This is a genomic window from Paenibacillus sp. FSL H8-0260, assembly GCF_045040625.1.
Taxonomy (GTDB): domain Bacteria; phylum Bacillota; class Bacilli; order Paenibacillales; family Paenibacillaceae; genus Paenibacillus_AQ; species Paenibacillus_AQ odorifer.
The window spans coordinates 4,795,810-4,819,515 of sequence record NZ_CP150298.1; the positions used below are offsets into that span (position 1 = coordinate 4,795,810).

Here is a 23,706-nt window from a genome sequence, read left to right on the forward strand (position 1 = left end):
AAACCACGCACAAAGCAAAGCAAGCAGGAGACTTTCCTGCTTGCTCTATATGCTGCTCAACTTTACCCACCTTACAGCAGCAGGCTATTACTTAGCAACAACTGTCTGTTTGGCGATACGCTCTGGTACAATATCGTTGGCAATAAGATCCGTATAGCTTTCACGACGCACTACAAGATCGCTTTGTCCGTTCTGTACGAATACTAAAGCCGGACGGCGAAGACGGTTATAGTTGCTGGCCATGGAGTAATTATACGCACCTGTGCAGGCTACAGCCAACAAATCGCCGCTTTCAGCCTTCGGCAGCTCTACATCCCAGATCAACATATCTCCGCTCTCGCAGCATTTACCAGCGATGGAGACAGTCTCAGTTGCGTCTTCGTTAGCACGGTTAGCAAGCAATGCCTCGTATTTAGACTGATACAAAGCAGGGCGTGGATTGTCGGTCATTCCACCATCAACAGCAACGTACTTACGCACGCCAGGAATGTCCTTGTTGGATCCTACAGTGTACAATGTAGTACCTGCATCTCCAACAATACTACGGCCCGGCTCCACCCAAATTTCCGGCAAAGCACTATAAATTCCAGCAAAATGAGTCTTCACTGCATCCGTAATCGCTGCAACATATTCAGAAACATGTAAGGGGGTATCTCCCTCGACATAACGAATGCCGAAACCTCCGCCAAGATTGACTACACGGAAGTCCACTTCCAAGCCTTCTTTAACACTGCGGGCAAAAGTTGCCACACGCTCAACAGCTAGCTGGAAACCATCGGTTTCAAAGATCTGCGAACCAATATGGGAATGCACACCAAGCAGCGTGATATTCTTTTTGCTGACAGCTGCTTTCACTGCTTCATAGGCCGATCCGTTACCGATATCAAAGCCGAATTTGGAATCCGTCTGGCCCGTTGCGGTATATTCATGAGTATGCGCTTCTACACCTGGTGTCACCCGCAATAAGATGTTCACATTAACTTCTTTACGTGCGGCAATGGACTGCAAAAGGTTAAGCTCTACCAGATTATCGACTACAAAGCAGCCGATTTTGGCATCAATCGCCATTTCGATCTCTTCAGATGTCTTATTGTTGCCATGAAAATGAATACGTTCTGCCGGGAAGCCAGCTTGCAAAGCTGTATATAGTTCGCCGTCAGATACAACATCCAGTGACAAACCTTCTTCATCAGCCAAACGAACCATTGCCATTACTGAAAACGCCTTGCTTGCGTAAGCTACTTGGAAACCAAGGCCGGAGGCTTTAAAAGCATCCATATATTCCCGGCAACGTTGTCTAACCAATTGCTCGTCCAATATATATAGCGGGGTTCCATATTCCGCTTTCAATTCAGTTACATCACATCCGCCGATCTCCAAATGCCCAGCATCGTTAATGCGGCTAGTACCGTGTAGAAACATTCTTTAGTCCTCCAATTTCTGTGGAATATCAAGGTTCCACCCTGTCTTAGTGTATTCAGTATAACAGACAGTGGGAACTCCATTGAATGGACTAATTTGCAGTAGTTTTGTATTTTCCTACGATTGTTATTCATTCTCTTGAGATGGCGGCATTCTGGTATTGTCTCTGGTTTTGTTAAAAGACGGTCTTTCCTTCGAACTTAAGACCGGTTTACGCAATAGAATTTCACTCATTGCCTTTGCATTAAAAGGTATAAACGGCCACATATATGAGGAGTTATAGGACCGATGAGTGGTTAAGAAGATAGTCAGTAACGTCGTGCCAATCATAAAGCCTGGTACCTGGAACGCCGCTACGGCAATTAATAACACAAGCCTGACTATACGATTCGCCAGACCCAGCTCATAACTCGGAGTCGCAAACATACCGATTGAGGCTACCGCCATATACAGTACTACTTCGTTTACAAACAGACCGCTCTGCACCGCTATATCACCAATCAATATGGCTGCAATCAGACCCATCGCTGAGCCTAAAGGTGTTGGGGTATGCACGGCGGCCATCCGCAGTAAATCAACCCCAAGCTCTACAATCAGAAACTGAGCGAGAATAGGAATTCTCGCTGTCTTTTGCGGCCCGATAAAATCCAGCATAGCAGGCTTTAACTCAGGATGGATAACAAGCAGCATCCATAACGGGAGCAGGAACATGGAAGCGAAGATGCCGATGAAACGGACCCACCGCAGATATGTCCCCATAAAAGGAGTCTGGCGATTCTCCTCCGCATGCTGGCAAAGATCAAAAAAGGTAGTCGGAAGAACAATTACAATGGGCGAGGTATCCACGAATAATATGACCCGTCCCTCTAATAAATTGGAGGCTACAACGTCAGGGCGTTCAGAATAACGCACCATAGGATAAGGGTTCCACCCTCCGCCGATAATCGCTTCCTCCAATTGCTTATCCGCCAGTGGAATACCATCGATATCGATGCTGTTGATTTTATCGATGACAGACGTAACTTGTGTTTTATCAACGATATCATCAATGTAAGCCACACAGACATCTGTCCGTGTCCGCCGTCCCACTTGAAACATTTCAAGCTTCAGCCCCGGATCACGTATCCGTCTTCTTACAAGTGAAATATTACTAAGCAGGGTTTCTGTAAAACCATCGCGCGCACCACGCACCACCCGATCAATCGAGGGTTCATCAGGACTTCGCATGGGGTAAGATCGAGTATCCATTAGGATAACTTTGTTCTCACCCTCAATAAATAGTGCGCTCATTCCTTTTAATACTTTATCGAAACATTCGCTTAATACACTACCCTCTTCAACTTGAATATGAGGGATGTATTCGTTCATAAAGCTACCTAATACACCTGCGGACAAATTTTCTGAAGAAAGGTAGGTTAGTCGTTTCAGAATTTCATCCGTTACATCTTCGTTGGTGAATCCGCTTAAGCAGAGTAAAGCTGTCTTATGTCCCCCAAAGGACATTTCTCTAAACGTCACATCAAAACTTGTTCCCAGCCCCATCACTTCGGTCAGCGTGTTTTTTGTTTCTTGTAGAGAACCTGGGATATGATCATTGCCTTGCCAATAAATAACGGATTCCTTTAATGAGTTAGAATGCTCACTATCGCGTTTGTTTTGTAGCTTATCTTTACTTTTGTTCTGAGACTGCTGCTGCGCCTGCTTCTTTGAAGGCTTCGGTTGAGCTTGAGACTCCTCCCCAGTACCAGCATCGTTACCTGTTCCTCCTGCTGCCTGAGCATTCTGATCCTGTGCCTCATCATCTGATTCTGAATCCTCTGAATCCATACCAAATAACCTGGCAAAAAAACCTTTACTCGGCTCACTTGGCTCCTGATTGCCGAGCTCATCCGATGCTTCTGCATCCTGCTGCTCTGTTCCCTGCTCCGCAGTCGCTTGTGCATCCTGTTGCTCAGTTCCCTGCTCCGCAGTCACTTCCCCATCCTGCTGCCCTGTTCCCTGCTCCGCAGTCGCTTCTGCATCCTGCTGCTCTGTTCCCTGCTTCGCAGTCGCATCCACATCTTGCTGCCCTGTTCCCTGCTCCGCAGTCACTTCTGCATCCTGTTGCTCTGTTCCCTGCTTCGCAGTCGCATCCACATCTTGCTGCCCTGTTCCCTGCTCCGCAGTGGCATCCGCATTCTGCTGCTCTGTTCCCTGCTCCGAAGTGGCATCCACATCTTGCTGCTCAGTACCTAATTCAGCTGATGCCTCTGCATCCTGCTGGTCCTGGCTAGTTTCAGATGTTGTAGAATTTTCCGCTGAATCTTCACTTTCACCGATAGCTGAAGCGCCCTCAGGTTCTGTGTGATCTGCAACTAGATCCTCTGCAGTTATCTTCATTGCTGCAGCAGCTGAAGCATTATCTTCCAGATGGTCATCTTCCGGTGCAGAATCACCGCTGTGAATAAACTTGCTCATTTCCTAACCCCCTGTTTACTGTCGGTATACAAACCAGTCGAACAAAGAACCCGCGACCTTCCCACTCACCATCGCCATTAACAGACCGAATAGATAATGTGTCATATTTAAGCGTTTAGCGAGTATCGGCAGCACATTTAATACCTCGGTCAATGCTGCAGCGAGCATCCCGACAAAAATCCCATCAAATAGTCCTACACCAAGTTCAACTAGAGGACCTGAGGTAATTTTCCAATTCCAAAAATCACTAACAGTACCTACTAAAGATCCACCAACCATTGCGCCTTCATACCAATGAACTTTATCGTAAGAAGAGGTTAATTGCGCCAGACGCGGCACCATATCCAGCACAACAAATAGAGCGATCACTCCACCGCCTACAGCAATACCACCCGCAATGCCCAGCAGCAAATTTAGTCCCAGTGCTATGGGTGCCGTCATCTTCAGTCCTCCCTATTCTCAGATTGGTTTTCACTGCGGCGCCTCATCTTGCTGTATTCCTCATTGATGACATATTGGTCGATGTTCTTCTGATACAGATACATTTCCACTTCCAGCGGAGTAGGTTCCTCATTCCACTTCTTTTTAAATAAATGGTTGAAAAAAATGACCATCCCAAACCCGATGCCCAGAGAATAAGCAATCTGAAATATATAGGGATGCTCATCCCGATGACCCGTTAGCATCTCCACAATTCGAATTTGTACCTCCAGCATATTTACATCAGCATGAAAGTTCATAATTGTCAGAGCAGACCCAAAGAAAAGCAGCAGCCACACTAAAACAAACATCGCCACCGAAGGTTTCCGTCTCTCCACCTGACTCTCAATCTGCACAATCGTCCTCCCTTCACCGATCGGTTCAATGTCCGCATTCGGTATAAGTTCATATATCCGGGGGATAACCATCAACAGATCAATCAAAATCAGATTGCCGTCACTTTGCTCCGGCTTCATTAAGAGAATTGTCTCCAACGACTCTTTCAGCTCAGGCTCCGCTATCAAAAAAGCAATATCACCCAACGTGACACCTTTACCCTTGGGAACCATCACCCGATTTTTAAGCTGTATATAGATGGTGGGAGCAGAATGTTGTTTCATCCGCATTCCTCCTAAAGGTTATGGTGAAGCTCAGGTCCAAGATAACGGTAGTATGGGAGTAAAGCCTTATTTTTACTCTTGCTGCTCTGTATCAATTTCTTGAAATACTGAAATGTTGCTTGTTTATAGGTATCAGGAAAGGCTAACCCTTCTTCTGGAAATTAAAAAGAAGACAGCTCAAGGTAATTAACCTTAAGCTGTCTTCTTGTTTCAATCCTAAATACGTCAGAATTCGAGCGAATCCAATTTCCCTCCCGCAAAATCAAACAGGGTCAGATTGGACCAACCATTCTCATGTCCCACGGACCATTCCTTTTGCGAAGGAACCCAGGCTGGCTCCCAATAATAAAACCCGATACCTTTACCGTTAGGTATATTCTCAATTACACTAATAAAATCTTTCATATACTTAGTCTGTCCCTCTACTGTAGCCGGATAACCTTCATGCAGCTGCTTTTCCTCACTTACTATTAAGGGGAAACCTTCAGGTGCATTCAGCGTCCAAGGATAAGCTGTTTCAACAACAATAATATCCTTATTGTACCGCACCGCCAATTCATTCAGGTTAGATCGCAAGTCATCCAGCGTGCCGTGCCACCAAGAATAAAAAGATAATCCGATTACATCAAAATTTACGCCATGCTCGAAAAACCGATCATAAAAGTTACGGCTGGCTGGATGATCAGCACCACGGTCAATATGGATCATGATGGACAAATCAGAAGCAACAGCTTTTGCGCCCGCTATTCCTGCTTGAACCAGTGTAATGAACTGTTCCCATTGGTCCGTAGTATCCCACTCTCCATCCACCTTGCCTTCATTCCATAACATGCCTGGAGTAATCTCATTACCGATCTGCACCATGTCGGGCATAGTGCCTTGAGATTGCAAAAACTCAAGAACCTCACGAGTATACTCATATACAGCTGATGTTAAACCCGTAAAATCAAGGTTCTCCCAAGCTTTTGGCTTCGATTGATTAGCAGGATCTGCCCATTTATCCGAATAATGAAAATCCAGCAGAAAGTTAAGTCCTGCTTCTTTAATTCGCTTAGCCATAATCAGCGTACGTTCTAGATTGCAGAAGCCGCCCGGAGGATCATTCCAAATCCGCAGCCGGATGGCATTCACGCCATTGTCCTTCAGAATGTAGAGCAAATCCTCAGCGTTCTCAACGGACTCTACAGCACCGCTGTAATACGCTCCTCCACCCTGCTCAATTTCATCCAGAAACGAGATATCCATTCCATTGATAAATGTGGTTGTCATCATTGCTACTCCTTTACAGAACCAAGTGTCATCCCTTTAACAAAATATTTTTGCAGGAAAGGATATACGATCAAAATTGGAGCGGCTCCGATAAATATTTGCGCGGCTCTCACCGTCGTCTGCGAGATCAGCTCCATTTCCTTTGGATTGATGCTCATGGAGCTCATATCCCGTTGAATGATAACCGTCTGCAGGAATGTCGCCAGTGGAAATTGCTTGGAATTATTCAAATACAATAGTCCATCGAACCAGGAGTTCCAATGGAATACCATGCTGAACAAGGCAATCGTAGCGATCGACGGCAGAGAAATCGGCAAGTAAATACTGAACAACGTACGGAAATGTCCGGCTCCGTCTATTAGCGAGGCCTCCTCCAGATCTTTTGGAATACCACGGAAGAAGTTCAGCATCAGAATCACCAAGAACGTATTTACCGCACCTGGCAGAACAAGTACCCAGAAGGAATCCATCAAACCAATCTTTTGAATCACAATGTAAAATGGAATCAATCCACCGTTGAACACCATACTGAAAACGAACAACCAAGAGTAAACATTACGGCCCTTGAAGGCTGAGTTTTCTTTGGATAACGGATAGGCTGCCAAAAAAGTAATTAAAAGTGTAAGTCCAGTCCCGAGTATGGTTCTTTGAACAGATACCCAGATGGAGTGTAGAAAGATCGGATTGTTTATTGTCTTTTTATAAGCTTCCAGAGAGAACTGCTTTGGCCATAATCCTACCAAATTGGCATCCGCTGCCGACTTCGCGCTAAAGGATACAGCCAGCACGTGAATCAAAGGTACAATACACATCAGTGCGAGCAGGATTAGAAAGCAAGTATTAAACACGTTGAATATACGATAACCTCTTGTTTTGTAATACATAAGTTGTCTCCCTCTTCCTTTGGTAGATTAGAAAATGCGATATCCTGCCCACTTCTTAGCCAAACTGTACGAGACGAGAATTAGGATCATACTAATGGCCGACTTAAACAGTCCGATTGCCGTACCAAAGCCCATCTCACCATTCAGAATAGCCGTGCGGTACACGAAGGTATCAATAATATCGCCTTTCTGATAGACCAGTGGATTGTAGAGGTTAAAAATCTGGTCAAACCCTGCGTTCAATACATTTCCGAGAGCCAAGGTACCTACCACCACAACCATTGGCAATAGAGATGGCATTGTGATAAAACGTGTCTGCTTCCAGCGGTTAGCGCCGTCTATTTCAGCAGCTTCATATAATGATGGATTGATTCCTGCTAGAGCAGCTAAGAAAACGATCGTATTATAACCAAATTCCTTCCACACATCTGTGAGAATAACTGTGAACCGGAACCAGTTGTTATCGCCTAAGAAAAAGATTGGTTTGAAGCCCATGCTGCCTAAGATCTGATTGACAAAACCATCTGTAGCAAGCAAATCCAGCAAGATCCCGCCGAGAATAACCCAAGATAAAAAGTGAGGCAAGTATACCAGTGTCTGAATAGTACGCTGTATGTATACCTTGCGAATCTCATTTAACAAAATGGCGAATACAAACGGTACAGCCAGATTGAAAATCATTTTTAGAACAGCAATAATCAATGTATTCCAAATGACCTGCATACTGTCATTACGTTCAAATAGATAACGGAAATTGTCCAATCCAACCCATGCCGAGCCTGAAATTTTAAGCCATGGCTTATAATCCTGAAATGCCATCACAATTCCGCCCATTGGAATAAAGCTGAAGATGATCAGGAATATCATCGCCGGCAATAACATCAAGTGAAAAGGCCATGTTTTTTTTAGTGTTCTCATCCTTGGTCCCCCATATCTTGTCAAGTTCTTCTGTAACCATACTCAAATTATAGCAACGCCCGAATTCCTCAAATAGCGGGCAAAACCAATATATATGGTACAAAAGCAATCTCTTTATCACATTGAAAAAAGAGGACTTCAAACGCAAACAGGGACCCTCCCTAAAGCCTAATGCTACGGCTGAAGAGACGGTCCCGTTTACTGCTTTTTACCTAGTCAAACTAAATCCAAACCTTATTTTACGCTGTCATACCATTCGTTAACTTCTTTAGTGATTTGATCGCCACCACCTGATTTCCAGGTTGCTACAAAGGAATCAAATGCATCCAGCGGTTTGTTGCCATAGATAATTTCATTAAACGTTTGGTTCTCAATTTTGTTCAGATAGTCCATCTTCGATTTCATAGTTTCGGTCGTAGGACCTGTGAACATATTCTTAAAGGATTTATCCTCTTGCGCCAGCAGAACTTTGGCAGCCGCAGGGGTATCTTTACCATAATTCACAGCTACGTCCTTCTCCAGACGGGTTGTTGGCTCTGCGCCATCTGCCAGGTTAAGGAGTGCTTTCATTTGGGCATCCGGGATCCGGGCACCGTCACGAACCAGCATATAACGAACACTATTCACATAACCGCCAGCAATTTTATCATTTTCGATCATCTTGCCGTTCGCGTCTAGCTCATAGTCATATCCTGCAAAAAGACCGTTATCCAGTTCACTGCCTGGCGTTGGATTAGCAAAGTTATCGAACAGATAGTTTTGATAAGTAAAGAAGGCTTCTGGATTTTTCATTTTCGTGCTGATCAAAGTTACACCGTTAGTGAATTGTGTGCCATGACGCATAACCTTTCCATCTGGACCCGCTGGAATTTCAATTGGAGCCCATACTGCATCTGGAGAGTTCTTCACGGTATCCTGAAGCGGCCAGCCGCTCATCCAGTAAGGACCCGGGAGAATCCCTGCTGTACCTGCAACTGCTGGTTCGGCAGTTTTGTTCTCATCCCAAAGAGCTGCTTCCTGAGGAATATAACCTTTCGCCAACCATTCCTTCAGTTTTTCAAGCCCTTGCTTCATGCCAGCATTTACTGAGCCGTATTCTAGTTTACCATCAGCATCTAGATTCCATTGCTGTGGCAAGGTTCCGTAAGCACCAAAGATCCAAGATGGATCGCCCATCCAAGTGTTCATCGTTGTTTTGAAGCCGATACTAAGTGGAGTTACCTTGTCTGGTGCCAAACCATCAGGGTTCTGATTCTTGAACGCATCCATCACTTTTTCCAGCTCATCGATCGTCTTAGGGGCTTGCATATTCAGCTTATCCAGCCAATCTTGGCGGATCCACAGAATGTAATCATGGTTATATGCATAATCGAGAACAGGCAGGCCCATTCTTTTGCCATCACGGCTGTATTGGTTCCAAACGTTAGGATCCTGTGCCATCGCTTCTTTCCAAGTATCTGAAGCATATTTATCAAACAAAGTTCCTACATCTGCATACATGCCGGAATCGATCAAATCCTGTGCAATCGTGTTGTCGGCTGTACCGATGGTTACGACATCAGGCATGTCCTGACCTGAAGACATGGATAAACGCAGCTTCGTACCAAATGCGCCGTTCGTATCTGTGATGGACCAAAGGGACTTAATATTGATGCCGAATTTTTCTTTAGCCCATTTTGTAGCCACGTTATTCTCAATGCTTTCACCGTTTTTGAATTTCAGCTCAGGGTCTACGCCCCATGCGGTTGTAAATGTCACCTCAGGATCGTATTTATCCTTGTAGGCGTTTTCAGAATTGGAAGCTGTATTTGCAGTCGCTTCACCAGCTGCTTTATCTCCAGCAGTGTCTTTACTGTTAGCAGCGTTATTGCCTGAACAGCCCGCAAGGCTACCCGCCAAAAGCATGCTCATGCACAGGAGCGGCAGCCATCTTTTTCTCTTCATCGCGCTCATTTTGTTCCCCCTTGGATTCCATAAGTGTTGGTTACATTTTAATTATAGGGAACGACGCTGAACCCGAATACGTCATTTAAACAAGGTTTCTGCACCTTTCTCAACCTCTATCCGTCCCGGAATTCATTTGGTGTCATATTGTAGTGTTTTTTGAACATCTTACTGAAATATTGCGGATTCTGATATCCAAGCTCAGAGGTAATTTCATAGATTTTTTTATTCGTATTTTTAAGCAGATAAAGTGCCCGTTCCATCCGCATCCGAATAATATAGTCCCCAAGTCCTTCCCCAGTCTCAGCTTTATAAATCTTGGACAAGTAGACTGGATGCAAATATACATGATCGGCAATGGTTTTGACGGACAGCTCATGCCCCGAATGGTTTCCTACCAGCTCATGCACCTGCTTGATAATATAACTTTTCGTATTCTGATCGCTTTCGGATAGCTCCTTCTGAAGCTTATCGAGCATATCAAACGCCCAATCTTTAAGCTTATCAAAAGAAACAATAATACTCTGCGTCAACAACGGATCTAAAGCGTATTGGTCGATCTTGGAGATGAACTGACCACTCTTATGCGCTATATACATAAATGCATTGGTTATCGATAGAAAGACCTCGTACAGATGTTCACTGGAAAACCGTGCATTCTCCATATCCCGGAACACGTCAGCAATTTTTTGCCTTGCTGAATCCCATTGTTTGGATTCCAGCAGATGAATGAGTGTAGGTGGACGATAAAGACATTCGAGCGATTTCATGCTGATCGTCTCCTGATGCTGGCGGTCATCCAAAAACAGCACGGAGCTGGATTCATCATGTGCTGCCAAATACATCGAGCTAAGACCGCTTCTATAGGCAGCCGTCATCCCCTCCGGAAAGGTGAACCACTCTGTTACAATCAGTGAAATCTCACCCTTGAGGTAATTGCTTACACTAATTCGGAAATTCGCGATCACCGCTTTTAGGATTTGCTGCCTTGCAGCTTCATAGTTAGCCATTTGCTCCAATTCCTGCTGTACTGCCGGCTTTAATTCAACAAGCAGAATCAAGCAATCATGCGGCGCTTTGCAGAACCAGACATGGAACTGTTCCTTAAAAAGCTCCTCGGCAATGTTGCCGATCGCATATTCCATGAGAGAGACCGAATGGTGATCCATTGCGGCATAATGTTTACCCAGCTGAATCAGCAGCATCGCCGCTTCAGCATCCGGCTGGAAGGAGATTTCATATTCCTTCAGCTTAATGGCTAGTGTCCGCTCAGACAGCACCCTGCCGAGAAGCAATTCATGCATCAGATTAGCCCGCAAAACACTGTAATCGGCTTTGCGATTATACAGCAGCAAATGATATCTATCATGAGCTTCCCATTCGTCTTTCAAAGATTCAATCGCACTGGATACGCTTTTGATAAACTCATCATCACTTACCGGCTTCAAAATATAATCAAATGCCTGCAGTTGAATAGCTTTTTTCGCATATTGAAAATCGGAATAACCTGTCAATAAAATGGACCGAATATTTGGCCATTTCTCGCTCACGGCTTCAATTAATTGCAGGCCAGTCATTCCTGGCATTGAAATATCCGTAACCATAATATCTATAGCCTGCTGTTCCATAATTTGCAGAGCTTCAGCACCCGATGCCGCTTGATGCACCTGCTTTACCCCGATTTCAGCCCATGGAATAGTACGGGCTAAACTTTCCGTAACATAGGGCTCATCATCAACTAACAACAGCTCTATCATTCTTTCCCCTCCTAGATGTCATTCCATTTCATTGTCTGTGTAGGGCAGCAACCACTGCAGTGTCACCTGTAATCCTCCAAGCGGAGAAGGCGAGATGCGCAAGCCAGACGTCTCCCCAAAACGCAGCCGCATTCTCTGATGCACATTCCATAGACCGCAGCCCATTTCTTCATCCATCGCCCTGCTTAGTTTATTTTCCAGTTCTATAATTTCCTCTGGCGTCATGCCCTGACCATCATCTTCAACCGTAAGCGTCATTTCTCTGCCTGCACAGGAACCCGTAATCCGCACCAGTCCCTCTTTGGCGACGGGCTCAATTCCATGTATAACCGCATTCTCCACCAAAGGCTGCAGCACGAGCGGCGGAAGCTCTCTTTTGCGCATTTGCGGTGGGATATTGATCTCATAACGAAGTCTGCTCATCCTCATCTTCTGGATCTCCAGATAATGATTCACAAATTCCACCTCTTCAGACAGCGCAACCAAATCACGTTCCTGACGAGTGGTGTATCTGTAATATCGGGACAAATTATGCGACATCCCAACGACTGCCCCCATATTATCGAGCTTCGCCATACTTGTAATAAAGGAGAAGCAATTATAGAAAAAATGTGGATTTATCTGTGATTGAAGCTGCTTTAAGCGGGCTTCGCGAACATGGATTTTCTCCATCAGCACATTCTCGATCAGCATCTGAATCTGTTCTACCATACTGTTAAACCGGCCGGACAGGAAGCTGAATTCATTCTTCCCTTTAATCTCCACTCGCGCAGAATAATCCCCTTGCTTCAACCGTTGAAAGCCTCCAACCAATAACCTTATAGGCACCTGCACTTGAACATATAATAGATAGGCTACGAGACAGCTCATTAACAACAAAGCACTGATCGCAAAATAAAATAAACGATTAGAGGTCAGGATCGGATGTAGGATTTCCGTCAGCGGCATATAGTCGATCAAATACCAGCCCATTTTGTCCGAATAGACGATATTTACACTGTAGGATTCACCTTCTATTTTGACCGTGCGATTCTCACTAGGCTTCAGCTGGGTCTCTTCCAGCCTGTCTACCAATTCTTTAGCTAACACCTTGTCGGCACTGCGGTTAAAAATAAGTCCTGTTCCCTGCTTATAATAAAAAGGATCTCTTCTGCCATCACTTTTGAATTTATCCAGCATATCTTCTATGTTCCGGCTGTCGAACTCTACCTTCATAACCGTTTTGACTTTTTCCGGAGCGAATTCTGACATAAAGGGTGTAAAAGAAAACCATGAGAATACGAAGCGGTCACCCTCCTGCCCTTCGATTTTCTCCACATGCCAGCCCGACTTCACTTCCCGCTTCAGATCCTCATCTTCGTATAACTTCGCATCATTTTCAGACACCATACGATGAATGGACGGGGAGTATAAATATAGCTTACTCTTCCAATTGGAGGAGCTTTCTTGAATGCTGATTTTGGTCTGAATCCGTTTGATCAGGTTTATCGTATCCAGATTCAAACGCCCTTTTTCCAGATAAGTATCCTTAAGGCTGAGGATATCAGGATCATGGATCAGCAGAATCGGCCACGAGGACAATAACTCCATATTACTTTCTACCTGATTCTGAAAAAAACTAAGCTGATTATTATTCGAAGTATTTAACTCCGTACGCAGCACATCCGTGGTCGTTTTATTAGAATAGAAGTAAAGGATGGTTATCGGGATCAGCATAATGACCATGATACTCACGATTTTGGTAAATAAATTATATCTATACACGTTCCTTCACTCTCCGGCTCAAATGTCATAGCCCCTATTGTACAAACAATCCCTACTTGCGAAAAGATAAATATCTAAAAAATGTGGTAAAGACAGGCCCTAACTGCCTTTTCGAGCACAGTTATTGCCTGTCTGCCTATTATTACTGCAAAAGATTGAGTATGATGTAAGCCGCTACAGCGCGTGTTGTATGGGCTTGCGGGCGGAAATTGCCATCTTCGAATCCATTGATAATCCCAGCCTGCGCAAGCGCTGTTATCCCTTCACTGGCATACAACGAGATCAGGTCTTTATCTTTAAAAGAAATAACGTTCAAATCTTTCTGACCGTTCACTTTCTCCGCCAGCTTAAGCGCACGGTATGAAATAGCTGCCATTTCTTCACGGGACAATTTATCATTCGGGCCAAAAGTGCCATCCGTATGTCCTTGTACAACACCCAATTTCCCAGCAGTATTCACAGCAGAGCTATACCACGCATCAAGGTTCACATCTTTAAAACTGCCTGTTCCTCTTTCTGCATTTAACTCCAGCGCGGACAGCAGCATGCTGACAAATTCAGCGCGTGTAACCTCCCCTTGCGGATTAAAGATTCCGTTTCCTATTCCTTGCACGATCCCTTTAGCCGTCAAGGATTCAATCGCTAACGTGGCCCAATCTGCTGCTTTTAAATCTGTGTACCCCACCTCTGCGTACCCCGCAGCATAAATGCTGAAATGACTTGGATTAAACACAATCTGTTCCGCGGTTGGGTTGTACCGCACAGCTTTGATAACTTCGAGTTTTCCATCAGCAAGTATCGAATAAACAGCAATCCGCTGGCTCTGCTCCCCGAGCTTCAGCTTGTAGTGGAAGGCTACCGATATTGCTCCTTTTTTGAAAACATCGATAGAAGTCCCGTCTACTGACACATGGATGTTATAGGCCGGATAGTCTTTTGCTCCAGTTGCCAATGGTGAAGGCAAGGTTGGCGTAGCTACCTGAACCAGTGAGAGCGTTAGTTCCTTAGCTCCCGTCTTTATAATTCCTGCACTAGCTTCCGTAGAAACCGTAACAGAGGCCGTCCCATATACAATTACTATTTGAGGATGTTTGCCCTGCTCTAGTATAGAACTCAACGGAAGATGAACGACTGCTCCCTTAAGCTCTCCCGTCGATGGCAGAACAGAAATAACCAGTTTTCCATCCGCCGGAAGCCTCGACAACGCCTTATTGATATCCTCTATACTTAGCGTGATATCAGCTATGCCGGAAATTCCTGCTTGTGCCTTCACCTGAAGTTGTCCTGCCGTTGTATGTTCGACCACTGCTTTATTTGCTGAATTTACAACGCTTGAATCTCTAACGGTGATGATAGGATCAGGATTAACCCCTGCTCCGGGTTCCTCACCAGTGCCGGGATTTCCTCCCGTTCCGGGTTCTTCACCAGTGCCGGGATTTCCTCCCGTTCCGGGTTCCTCGCCAGTGCCGGAATTCCCTCCCGTTCCGGGTTCCTCGCCAGTGCCGGGATTCCCTCCCGTTCCGGGTTCCTCGCCAGTGCCGGGATTTCCTCCCGTTCCGGGTTCCCCACCAGTGCCAGGATTCCCTCCCGTTCCGGGTTCCTCTTCGCTCCCCTCACCGGCCACCGGGGTTTTGAAGACATTTAATGAAGAGAGTGCATTCCCTGCAAAATCGAACATTGCCTGATTCTCCCAAGCATTTCCTTCGCCTACCTTCCAGCCTACACCTTGCACTGGAATCCAAGCTGGTTCCCAATAGAACAAGCCTGTTCCTTTACCATCGGGTACTTTGGACAATACATTCATTACTGTTTTGACCTCCGCCATTTGACCTGCAACCGTAGCTGGGAAGCCACTGCCGTCCAGCTGATCTTGGCGGGCGATGTTATTCTCAAAATTGTCGCCGTCCTCCAGCGTGTAAGGATACGCGGTTTCCGTCACAATCACTTCTTTACCATATCGTTTAGAGATATCGTCCAAGTTAAACTGCAGGCTATCCATCGTTCCGCTCCAATACGGATAAAAGGACGCGCCGATCACATCATAATCAAGATTCCGCTGCGTTAATTCGTCAAAGAACCAACGAAACATATCATTTTTGCCACCTTCAGCAAGATGGATCATAATTTTGATATCCTGACCTGCACCCTCGCTGTCTCTAACTCCCTTCACTCCGCTCTCCAGAAGCGGAACAACCTTCTCAAAAGCATTCTCTTGATCATAGGATTTGCCGTCAGGCCATAACAAGCCCCCATTAATCTCATTTCCGATTTGGACCATATCGGGTGAAGCTCCCTTTTCCTTTAGCTCATCCATAACATCTTTGGTATAGTCATATACCGCTTGCTTCAATTCATCATAGGAGTAATCCGCCCATGCTCCCGGCTTGTTTTGCTTTCCGGGATCAGCCCAGAAATCAGAGTAGTGGAAATCAAGCAACAGCTTAAAGCCTTTGGCTTTGACACGCTGCGCCATTTCCACAACATGCTCACGGTCATTATAGCCGCCAGCTTCCTGAGGATCATTCCATAAACGCAGCCGAATGTAATTTACACCCCGGCTTTTAAGAATATCCAGCAAATCCTTTTCTACTCCATTGTCGTAATACTTTCCACCGGCATCCTCAATCGCTTCCAGTGTGGAAATGTCCGCACCTTTTATGAACCCGGATTGCAGCACAAGCGGAGTAACCTGAATATCAGCTGTGGGTTGTAGGTCTGTCCCTGCAACTTTCCCCATTACGCTGTAAGTTCCTTCAACCGCGTACTCCGCTTCAGTAAGGTCATCCCAGGTTACAGGCAGCTGTTTGCTTGACCCATCTTCGTATATAGCCGTTACCGCTGATGGCAATAAAGCAGGCACATCCGTAATTGTGCTGACATTTATACTCTCAAATCCAACAATAGGCGTGCTGCTGTCACCTACTACCGTTACCTTCGCCACTGCCTTCTGCACAGTACCTGAGATAGAACCGCTTACTGTAAAGGTTCCGGGACGGGAATACTCTGCTGGCGGGATCACATCCCAAGCAACCTGAGCATCCTCCGTGTCAGAATTGCTATATACCACAGTTACAACACTTGGAAGCTCAGGGGCTTGCCCAATTTCCGTGTTCAACCGTACTGGCAGAACAGTTTGTATTTCACCCTGTGCCGGCTCATGCGGCGCGCTGGCTGCGGGAACACCCCAGACCTTCAGATCATTAATGGCTGCCCATTTTCCGCCGTTGATGCCGGTCAGGTTGACCCTTACATAAGAAACATTCCGCAGCTTAAAAGCATTGTACTGAGTTTGCTCTACACTGCTGCTCTGACTTTTGTTTACAACTGTTGTCCATACCTTATGATCACGTGATACTTCAATCGTATATTGATTAATGTAACTCCATGCATTCCAGATGACGGTTGCACCTGACAAATCATATGCACCTTGCAGATCTACTTCCAGCCAATGAGGAAAGCTCCCGTCATTCGCCGTCCAATGTGTGTTCCATTCATCGGAATCTACTGCGTTACCCGCTTCATATCCTGCAAGCTCACTATCGGATATAGCAGGCTTTCCTAGGGCAATATTCTCATCTCCTGCCGCTTGAGCAGACTGCCCAAACGTAAAAGGGGAAATAAGAAAGGTCAGAATCATAAATAATACAAATGATTTCTTCAATGTCTGCTTCCTCCTAAATAATTTAATCATGGATTATGTACTCAGCAGCACAGTCATTTTGTGCACTCCCTAATTGTAAACGCTTTATTAACTCTGCTATATGTTACGTTAGAAACATTTCAGCAGTTTTTGCAGTCGATTTGATCTAAGCAAGGAGTAAAATCACATACAAAAAAAGATGATCCGAAAGCCATACGGCTTCGAATCATCTTTATATAGGTAGAACCATTCCACTTCAATCTGCTCAGAGCGTTTGTGGTTTGGACTGTTGATTAGATAAAAAGAATAAAGCGACCCAGATCAAGGCAAATCCGAGAATCTGCGGGATAGTGACCAGCTGTTGGAACACGATCCAGTTAATGATTACTCCCGTCATAGGAAAGCTGAGTTCAGCCAATGTGGCGAAGGAAGCTTTCGTCGTGCTAAGTCCTTTGTAATACAACAACATACTAAGAAGTCCTGGCAGCAAAGCTTGCAGCAATAGATTAACCGCAATAGCTGCCGATGCACCAAACCCGCCATGAATCTGCCACGGGGCACCTTCTAGCGTAGTGATAACAAAAAGTAAAGGAAGCGCAAGGATAAACCGCAGCGAAGTCACTGTCTCATATTTCATAGAACCGAGCAGATAACGTCCCATGACTGTCGATCCCCCCCACAGTGCAGCTGCTCCCAAGGCCATCAGACTGCTAACCCCAATAAAGTTATTCACATGTCCGAAAGGGATACTCCAGCCAAAGGTCAGCAGATAGGTTCCTACCAGCGCCAACACAATGAGTGGTCCGAAATTTTTTGGCAAACGTTCTTTAAGAATTAAAGCAGCGAGACCGATAGCGAATATTGGCTGAAGCTTCTGCAGTAACAGCACCGCATTCAAATCCCCACTGGAAAGTGCCATCGTAAATAGGATCGTCGCCCCGGCAGAGCCTCCCCATGAAACAATCAATAAAGCACCAATCTGGCGAAATCCAATTCCTTTAAGCTCCGCCCGGTGACGCCAAAGAACAGGTGAAGCAGCCAAGAAAAGCACCACATGCTCCAGAAGAACAATTTGCGATGAGGTTAAGGATTTTAACAGGATGATACGAAAGAGCGGATCAACGCCCCATAATGCTGCACCAATCACAACGAGCCAAAATCCACTGCGTAGCGTTGATGTACTGCCAACCTTAGATGATGATGAAGCTGTAACATTACTCATAATTTCCTTCTCCTTGTCGATACAAACCCTCGATAAGAGACCAAAAACCCCCGAATTACCAAAAAGGTAAACTCGGGGGCATTATCAATAAAGACGTACAAGGATAGACTCCTAGCGTCTTTATCTTATGATCCTCTCCCATCCGGACTTTACCGTCGGCTCTGGATTTACACCAGATCAGTCACTTCTCTGCAAGCAGAACAAGTGAGTCGCGGGCTCAGTTCGCTTTGAACATTACCGCCGGTCGGGAATTTCACCCTACCCCGAGAATCTTGTATTCCGTTGTTTTTTTCACAATCTCAGAATAAACCTCTTCTTGCCATTCGTCCAGTACTTTATGAAAATGTACACATTACTTTCATGTTTCGCAGCATTTTATTACATGTTTATTCGTAATTGTTCTACTGCTTCATCCAAAAAACTTCTGTATAATGAAATTATGTTGATTTTTCCATAGTTTAGTAATCATGTCGAGGAGGTTGTTATGAAAGAAGCATTCTGGACGAAATTATTGTTCTCCATTTTTGCCGTTGGAGGAATAGCTTTTTTAGGATTCATAGGTGCTATAATTACTGCGCTTTACGGAGGACTGCTGTTTTATACCCCACTTGTGGCGATCTTAGCGATCGTATTAGCCATCTATGTTGTACTCATCATATTTAATGTATTATCCCGAAGAACAAGCAATATTGTATTGTTATCTATCCTCGGACTTAGTCTGCTCGCGACCGCAGGATATGAGATCAAGCAAGCGTACGTCAACAGAATTGCCATGGTCGATGATCGGGAGGTTAATCTGCTACAGTATGAACCCTTTGCTGAAAAGACCAAAGCAGTGAATCTGGACGAACCTTCTTCCTATCATATCGATAGCGATCTTCCAAGATTGGACGGCGCGACCGCACTTTATCCACTGTATTCAGCTTTCGTTCAATCTACTTATCCTGAGGGTTATTATAATCCGTATGATTTTCAAACAAGTCAAGTAATTTGCAGCAGCACACCTGAAGCTTACAAGAGATTAATTGAAGGAGAAACCGATATTATATTTGTAGCGGCTCCGTCAATTGCACAACAAAAAGAAGCTAAGCGCAAAGGTGTCGAACTGAAGCTAACGCCGATCGGCCGCGAGGCCTTCGTATTTTTTGTAAACAAACGAAACGACGTAACCGGACTTTCCACCGCTCAACTTAAAGATATTTACGCAGGCAAGATCACAAATTGGAAAGATGTAGGCGGAGCTAATAACCGAATCCGTGCTTTTCAACGACCTGAAGATAGCGGAAGCCAGACGATGTTGCAAAAGTTTATGAAGGACACTCCACTCATGAAGCCGCCTCAAGAAGACGTAGCGGATATTATGAGCGGTATCATTCAACAAACCTCCAGCTATCGAAACTATAAAAATGCACTGGGCTACAGCTTCTTATTTTATGCCTCAGAAATGAATCAAAACGGGGAAATAGCCCTGCTGGCCATCGATGATATCCAACCAGACAAGGAAAGTATTCGTAGTGGACAGTACCCTTTGGCAACAGAATTTTATGCAGTGACCGCGGGAAGCGACAACCCTAATATTCAGCCCTTTCTGGATTGGATTCAATCTGCTCAAGGTCAGAAATTGGTAGAGAAAACAGGTTATACATCGTTAAAATAAAATCTCTCTAGCAAATGAGAGCTATCCCAAATGTTTGGGAAGGCTCTTTTTCTATTTTTATACCGAAAATTTTCCTTTTTATCTGTTGTAGAGCGCAACTTTTGGAAACTATTGTCGTTTATACTTTATACGAGCCTTAAACGGCATCAAAGGAAGAAAAAGTAAGAATTGCTAGAGACCAATAAACGGGGATGGTAGGGATTGCAGATGAAAAAGTTTGGTTTTTTGGCGTTACTGCTGCTTTTGTTGGTGCTGGTTCATCCAGGAACTGGTTATGCCGGCTCTGCGGAAACACACATCAACCTAGACGGCAACGATCTTAAGATTTCAAAAGAAGCACAGGTACAAATTGTAAATGGCAGTGTAATGGTTCCTCTTCGTGTTGTTGCGGAACAGCTTGGTTATACCGTGAAATGGGATAATGTGACCAAGACGGCGATCATTGAGCAAAAGGGAACTACTTTAAAGCTGATCGTGGATAATACGATGGCAGAAGCTTCAGGGAAACAAGTCAAACTGGACAATCCTCCGTTTCTCAGTGGCAGCACAACCCTTGTTCCTTTAAGATTTGTTGGGGAACAGACAGGAACTACTGTCGGTTGGGACAATGTAACCAAAACCGTATATTTAACCTCTCCAGTACCTGAGATTGGGGGAAGCGATCCGGAAATTACGGTTCCACAACCCACTCCAACAGCACCTTCAGACAACGGATCAAACGGGAATACAGCAAATGAAGGGAATAGCTCAGTAGCTACAGTCACCAATCTAAGCTTCATCGATAACCAGCTGGTTATTGCAGTGAACGGCATTATAAAACCTACCGTGTTCACTATGACAGACAAAGACCGAATTGTCGTGGATTTACCGAATACTGGCTTTGGAACCGACTTCCATCAGAATCTGTCCGTAGGAAAGAACCAAAGCGGACAGTTAACGGTTACTGACTATCCTAATGTCTCTGCCGTTCGCTATTCATTGTTCAGCAGTTCCCCATCTACCATTCGGATCGTCATTGATCTAAACAGCGCTAATAGCTACAGTCTGATAAATGCTAATGATGGACTTATTATTGTGGATCTTAATGGGACTAGCGTTACGCTTCCTGAAACCACCTTACCAGAAGTACCGGTTACAACTCCTCCACCTTCTACCGGCAACACAGACAAGAAGATAATCGTCATCGATGCAGGACATGGTGGGAAAGATCCAGGGAGTTCAAGTGTTAACAAGCTTAAAGAGAAAGATTTCACCTTGCCGACAGCACTGAAAATTGCAGAATTACTAAAGAAAGAACCAAATATCGAGGTTATACTCACGCGCAGTGGCGATACATACCCAACTCTACAGGACAGATCTAACCTCGCCAACAATGTAAAAGCCGATCTATTTATCTCTGTTCATGCCAATAGTATTCCGGCGGGCAGTAAAAGTAACCCTAGTGGCACAGAGACCTATTACACACGCAATGATAGCTTATTATTCGCTCAAACCGTTCACAAATACCTTGCAGTTGCTACAGGACTGCAGGACCGAGGGGTTCGTCAAGCAAACTATCATGTAACAAGAGAAACCAAAATGCCAGCAATATTATTAGAATGTGGTTACTTAAGCAATACCAAGGATGAAGCATTGCTGTTTACCCCGGACATCCAAAATAAAATAGCCGAAGCAGTAGTTTTAGGAATCAAAGAATATTTAGGTCGTTAAAAAAATGGGTGTCCCATTAGCCGTTTAGGCTGATAGGACACCCATCTTTATTCGGTAGCAGTGTTCCAAACACTCATTCGTTCCCGCAGATTCGAGGTATGCAGCTCCAGCTGTATACCATCTGGATCTAGAAAATTGACCGTCCAGCCTATTCCCCGTTTGATTGGCCCTCTAATTATGGGCACATTCTGGGTTTGCAATCCTTGGACGGCTTCCTCAAAATGTTCCTCTGCAATACTAAAAGCGATGTGATCTACCCCGACCCCTTTATCTGCAATCGCCATATAATCAGGCTTTTCAAGAAGACATATCCAGGCACTTCCCCATTCCAGATAAGCATCAGTTTTACCTCTATGAACTAGCTGAAGGCCCAGAATTCCTGTGTAGAAATTCAGGGAATTTGCTAAATTACTGACATTTACGGTCACATGGTTAAAACCTTCTACCTGCATCTTTATTCAGCCTCTCAAACTTCTTAAGCCAGCATAGTGACAATTCTTTTGCGTTTCTCTGACTCAGGATCATAAGCTACATGCGTATCTTCATCAAAGATCAAGGTAGCCCGTTCCTCCAGATTGTATTTCGGCCATACCCTCTCTGCTGTAGCCGGATTTCCTTGATGAGCGAAAGCAATCCAAGCGTCATGCATAACTTCAGCCAACTTCTGCATCGTTGGATTAATTTCTGCCCTAAGATGGGTTAGATGAGATAGATTATTAAAGGCATAAACGATTTCTGCACTATGCACAGCTTTATTTAACAAAGGATGCCCTGGGATCGTGCCGTCAAAACGGTACATCCAGACTGGTGCATAATTCAATTGGTTTTCCGCCAGAGACACCGAGGTTGCCCAGAAGTAAAGATCCGTTAGAATTTCAGCTTGTCCCTCCCAGGTGGAAGAATAATGGTTAGCAATTTCCTTCAGACTCCCAGTACCCATCATCTGCTCCAGCGCCTTGAGTGATTCGTCAAAGTCTGCCTCAGGTGATTCTTCTCTGAAGAACAAGTTGCCCTCATCGCGATTGGTTCCGATCAATAGCGGAATACCATGTGCCGATCCTTCTGCCACAGCCTGTGCTGGTTCTACAGGAAGTATGTCCCCATCAATGACAGGCTGAAATAACATGCCAATTGAGCCACCCGTTAACTTTTTAGTCATTCTTGCGGCTGCATCGATAATTTGTTCAGAAGAAAATGTTTGCAGAAGACTGGCATCTCCATCTGGGGCAATCCCTAATTCAGCTAGCAGTGCAGCTGCAATGTACTTTCCTTGCTCGTTAGGCAGTGTCTGAGCAGCCCCACTTTGCATAATCGCGCCAGCGAACAACCCCTTCGCTGCTGGCATAGCCAAAAGGGCTGCGATACTCATACTCCCTGCTGACTCTCCGAATACAGTTACCCGCTGCGGGTCCCCGCCAAAAGCAGCAATATTCAGTTTTACCCATTCCAGCGCGGCAATTTGATCCAATAATCCTTGATTAGAAGCAAGCCCATGGCCAAATGGAGACAAATTCATGAATCCAAATGGACCCAGCCGATAGTTAATGGTCACTAAAATTACTTTGCCTCGCTCAGCGAAGCTTGTGCCGTCAAACTGCGGCTGACTTCCAGCCCCGGTCACAAACGTCCCCCCGTGAATCCAGAACATAACAGGCAGGGGCTCATCATGAACTGCTGGCGCCCAAATATTTAAATACAGACAATCCTCGGAATGAAGCGGCGTCTTGCCACCGAACCGAGTACCTCTCGTATCCGCTGGCTGATGACTAACTGGACCAAATTCAGAAGCATCTCTAATCCCATCCCAGGCCTCTGGTGGCTGTGGTGCACGAAACCGAAGTTCTCCAACAGGTGGAGCTGCAAAAGGGATCCCGCGCCAAATGTTCACGTCCCCCTCCTGTATTCCTTGAAGCTTACCGTAAGAGGTTACTGCTATTGGTCCTCCCATTACATTTCACCCTT

The 23,706-nt window shown here is 45.1% G+C and carries 16 protein-coding genes and 1 riboswitch; of the genes, 2 read left to right on the forward strand and 14 right to left on the reverse strand.

The features are described from left to right. Positions 1–87: 87 nt before the first annotated feature. The 12 genes from lysA to MHI51_RS21495 all read right to left on the reverse strand — a co-directional run bounded on the left by lysA (position 88) and on the right by MHI51_RS21495 (position 18,377). On the reverse strand, positions 88–1,422 hold the full coding sequence (lysA, locus tag MHI51_RS21440) for a diaminopimelate decarboxylase (protein ID WP_036676133.1): 1,335 nt from the start codon (positions 1,420–1,422) through the stop codon (positions 88–90). Positions 1,423–1,548: 126 nt separating this feature from the next. After that, positions 1,549–3,249 carry a spore germination protein gene (locus MHI51_RS21445; protein ID WP_076127621.1) on the reverse strand — a complete coding sequence of 567 codons (1,701 nt, stop codon included), beginning with the start codon at positions 3,247–3,249 and terminating at the stop codon, positions 1,549–1,551. A 645-nt stretch (positions 3,250–3,894) separates the two neighbouring features. Then, positions 3,895–4,320: a stage V sporulation protein AB gene (locus MHI51_RS21450; RefSeq protein WP_036676132.1), complete on the reverse strand. Its 426-nt coding sequence runs from the start codon at positions 4,318–4,320 to the stop codon at positions 3,895–3,897. Positions 4,321–4,322: 2 nt separating this feature from the next. Then, positions 4,323–4,979: a stage V sporulation protein AA gene (locus MHI51_RS21455; protein ID WP_076127430.1), complete on the reverse strand. Its 657-nt coding sequence runs from the start codon at positions 4,977–4,979 to the stop codon at positions 4,323–4,325. Positions 4,980–5,204: 225 nt separating this feature from the next. Further along, a complete protein-coding gene (locus MHI51_RS21460) occupies positions 5,205–6,251 on the reverse strand; it encodes an arabinogalactan endo-1,4-beta-galactosidase (RefSeq protein WP_306066879.1) in 1,047 nt (348 codons plus the stop codon). Positions 6,252–6,253: 2 nt separating this feature from the next. Then, entirely contained in the window at positions 6,254–7,132 is an 879-nt protein-coding gene (locus MHI51_RS21465) for a carbohydrate ABC transporter permease (RefSeq protein ID WP_036676128.1), read from the reverse strand. A 27-nt stretch (positions 7,133–7,159) separates the two neighbouring features. Continuing rightward, positions 7,160–8,050 (reverse strand): sugar ABC transporter permease, encoded by an 891-nt coding sequence (locus MHI51_RS21470; RefSeq protein WP_036676126.1) that lies wholly within the window; start codon positions 8,048–8,050, stop codon positions 7,160–7,162. A 234-nt stretch (positions 8,051–8,284) separates the two neighbouring features. After that, positions 8,285–10,003 carry an extracellular solute-binding protein gene (locus tag MHI51_RS21475; RefSeq protein WP_076127426.1) on the reverse strand — a complete coding sequence of 573 codons (1,719 nt, stop codon included), beginning with the start codon at positions 10,001–10,003 and terminating at the stop codon, positions 8,285–8,287. Between the two features lie 107 nt (positions 10,004–10,110). Further along, complete coding sequence (locus MHI51_RS21480) at positions 10,111–11,751, reverse strand: response regulator (RefSeq protein ID WP_405173246.1); 1,641 nt, start codon at positions 11,749–11,751, stop codon at positions 10,111–10,113. An 18-nt stretch (positions 11,752–11,769) separates the two neighbouring features. Continuing rightward, the gene (locus tag MHI51_RS21485; RefSeq protein WP_076219960.1) at positions 11,770–13,515 is read right to left on the reverse strand and encodes a sensor histidine kinase; all 1,746 of its coding nucleotides are present in this window, start codon (positions 13,513–13,515) and stop codon (positions 11,770–11,772) included. Positions 13,516–13,657: 142 nt separating this feature from the next. Continuing rightward, positions 13,658–17,176, reverse strand: a complete 3,519-nt coding sequence (locus MHI51_RS21490; RefSeq protein WP_405173247.1) for a glycosyl hydrolase 53 family protein — start codon at positions 17,174–17,176, stop codon at positions 13,658–13,660. A 244-nt stretch (positions 17,177–17,420) separates the two neighbouring features. Then, complete coding sequence (locus tag MHI51_RS21495; RefSeq protein ID WP_076219781.1) at positions 17,421–18,377, reverse strand: DMT family transporter; 957 nt, start codon at positions 18,375–18,377, stop codon at positions 17,421–17,423. Between the two features lie 126 nt (positions 18,378–18,503). Beyond that, positions 18,504–18,652, reverse strand: a riboswitch (FMN riboswitch). A gap of 209 nt (positions 18,653–18,861) precedes the next feature. Here MHI51_RS21495 and MHI51_RS21500 point away from each other — a divergent pair. Both MHI51_RS21500 and MHI51_RS21505 read left to right on the forward strand, forming a co-directional pair. Further along, positions 18,862–20,034 (forward strand): substrate-binding domain-containing protein, encoded by a 1,173-nt coding sequence (locus tag MHI51_RS21500; protein WP_341003305.1) that lies wholly within the window; start codon positions 18,862–18,864, stop codon positions 20,032–20,034. A gap of 207 nt (positions 20,035–20,241) precedes the next feature. Then, a complete protein-coding gene (locus MHI51_RS21505) occupies positions 20,242–21,744 on the forward strand; it encodes an N-acetylmuramoyl-L-alanine amidase family protein (RefSeq protein WP_076219785.1) in 1,503 nt (500 codons plus the stop codon). Positions 21,745–21,791: 47 nt separating this feature from the next. Here the strand turns inward: MHI51_RS21505 and MHI51_RS21510 are convergent, their stop codons facing one another. Next, a complete protein-coding gene (locus tag MHI51_RS21510; protein WP_076192264.1) occupies positions 21,792–22,196 on the reverse strand; it encodes a VOC family protein in 405 nt (134 codons plus the stop codon). Positions 22,197–22,219: 23 nt separating this feature from the next. Then, on the reverse strand, positions 22,220–23,692 hold the full coding sequence (locus tag MHI51_RS21515) for a carboxylesterase/lipase family protein (RefSeq protein ID WP_076192267.1): 1,473 nt from the start codon (positions 23,690–23,692) through the stop codon (positions 22,220–22,222). Between the last annotated feature and the right edge of the window lie 14 nt (positions 23,693–23,706).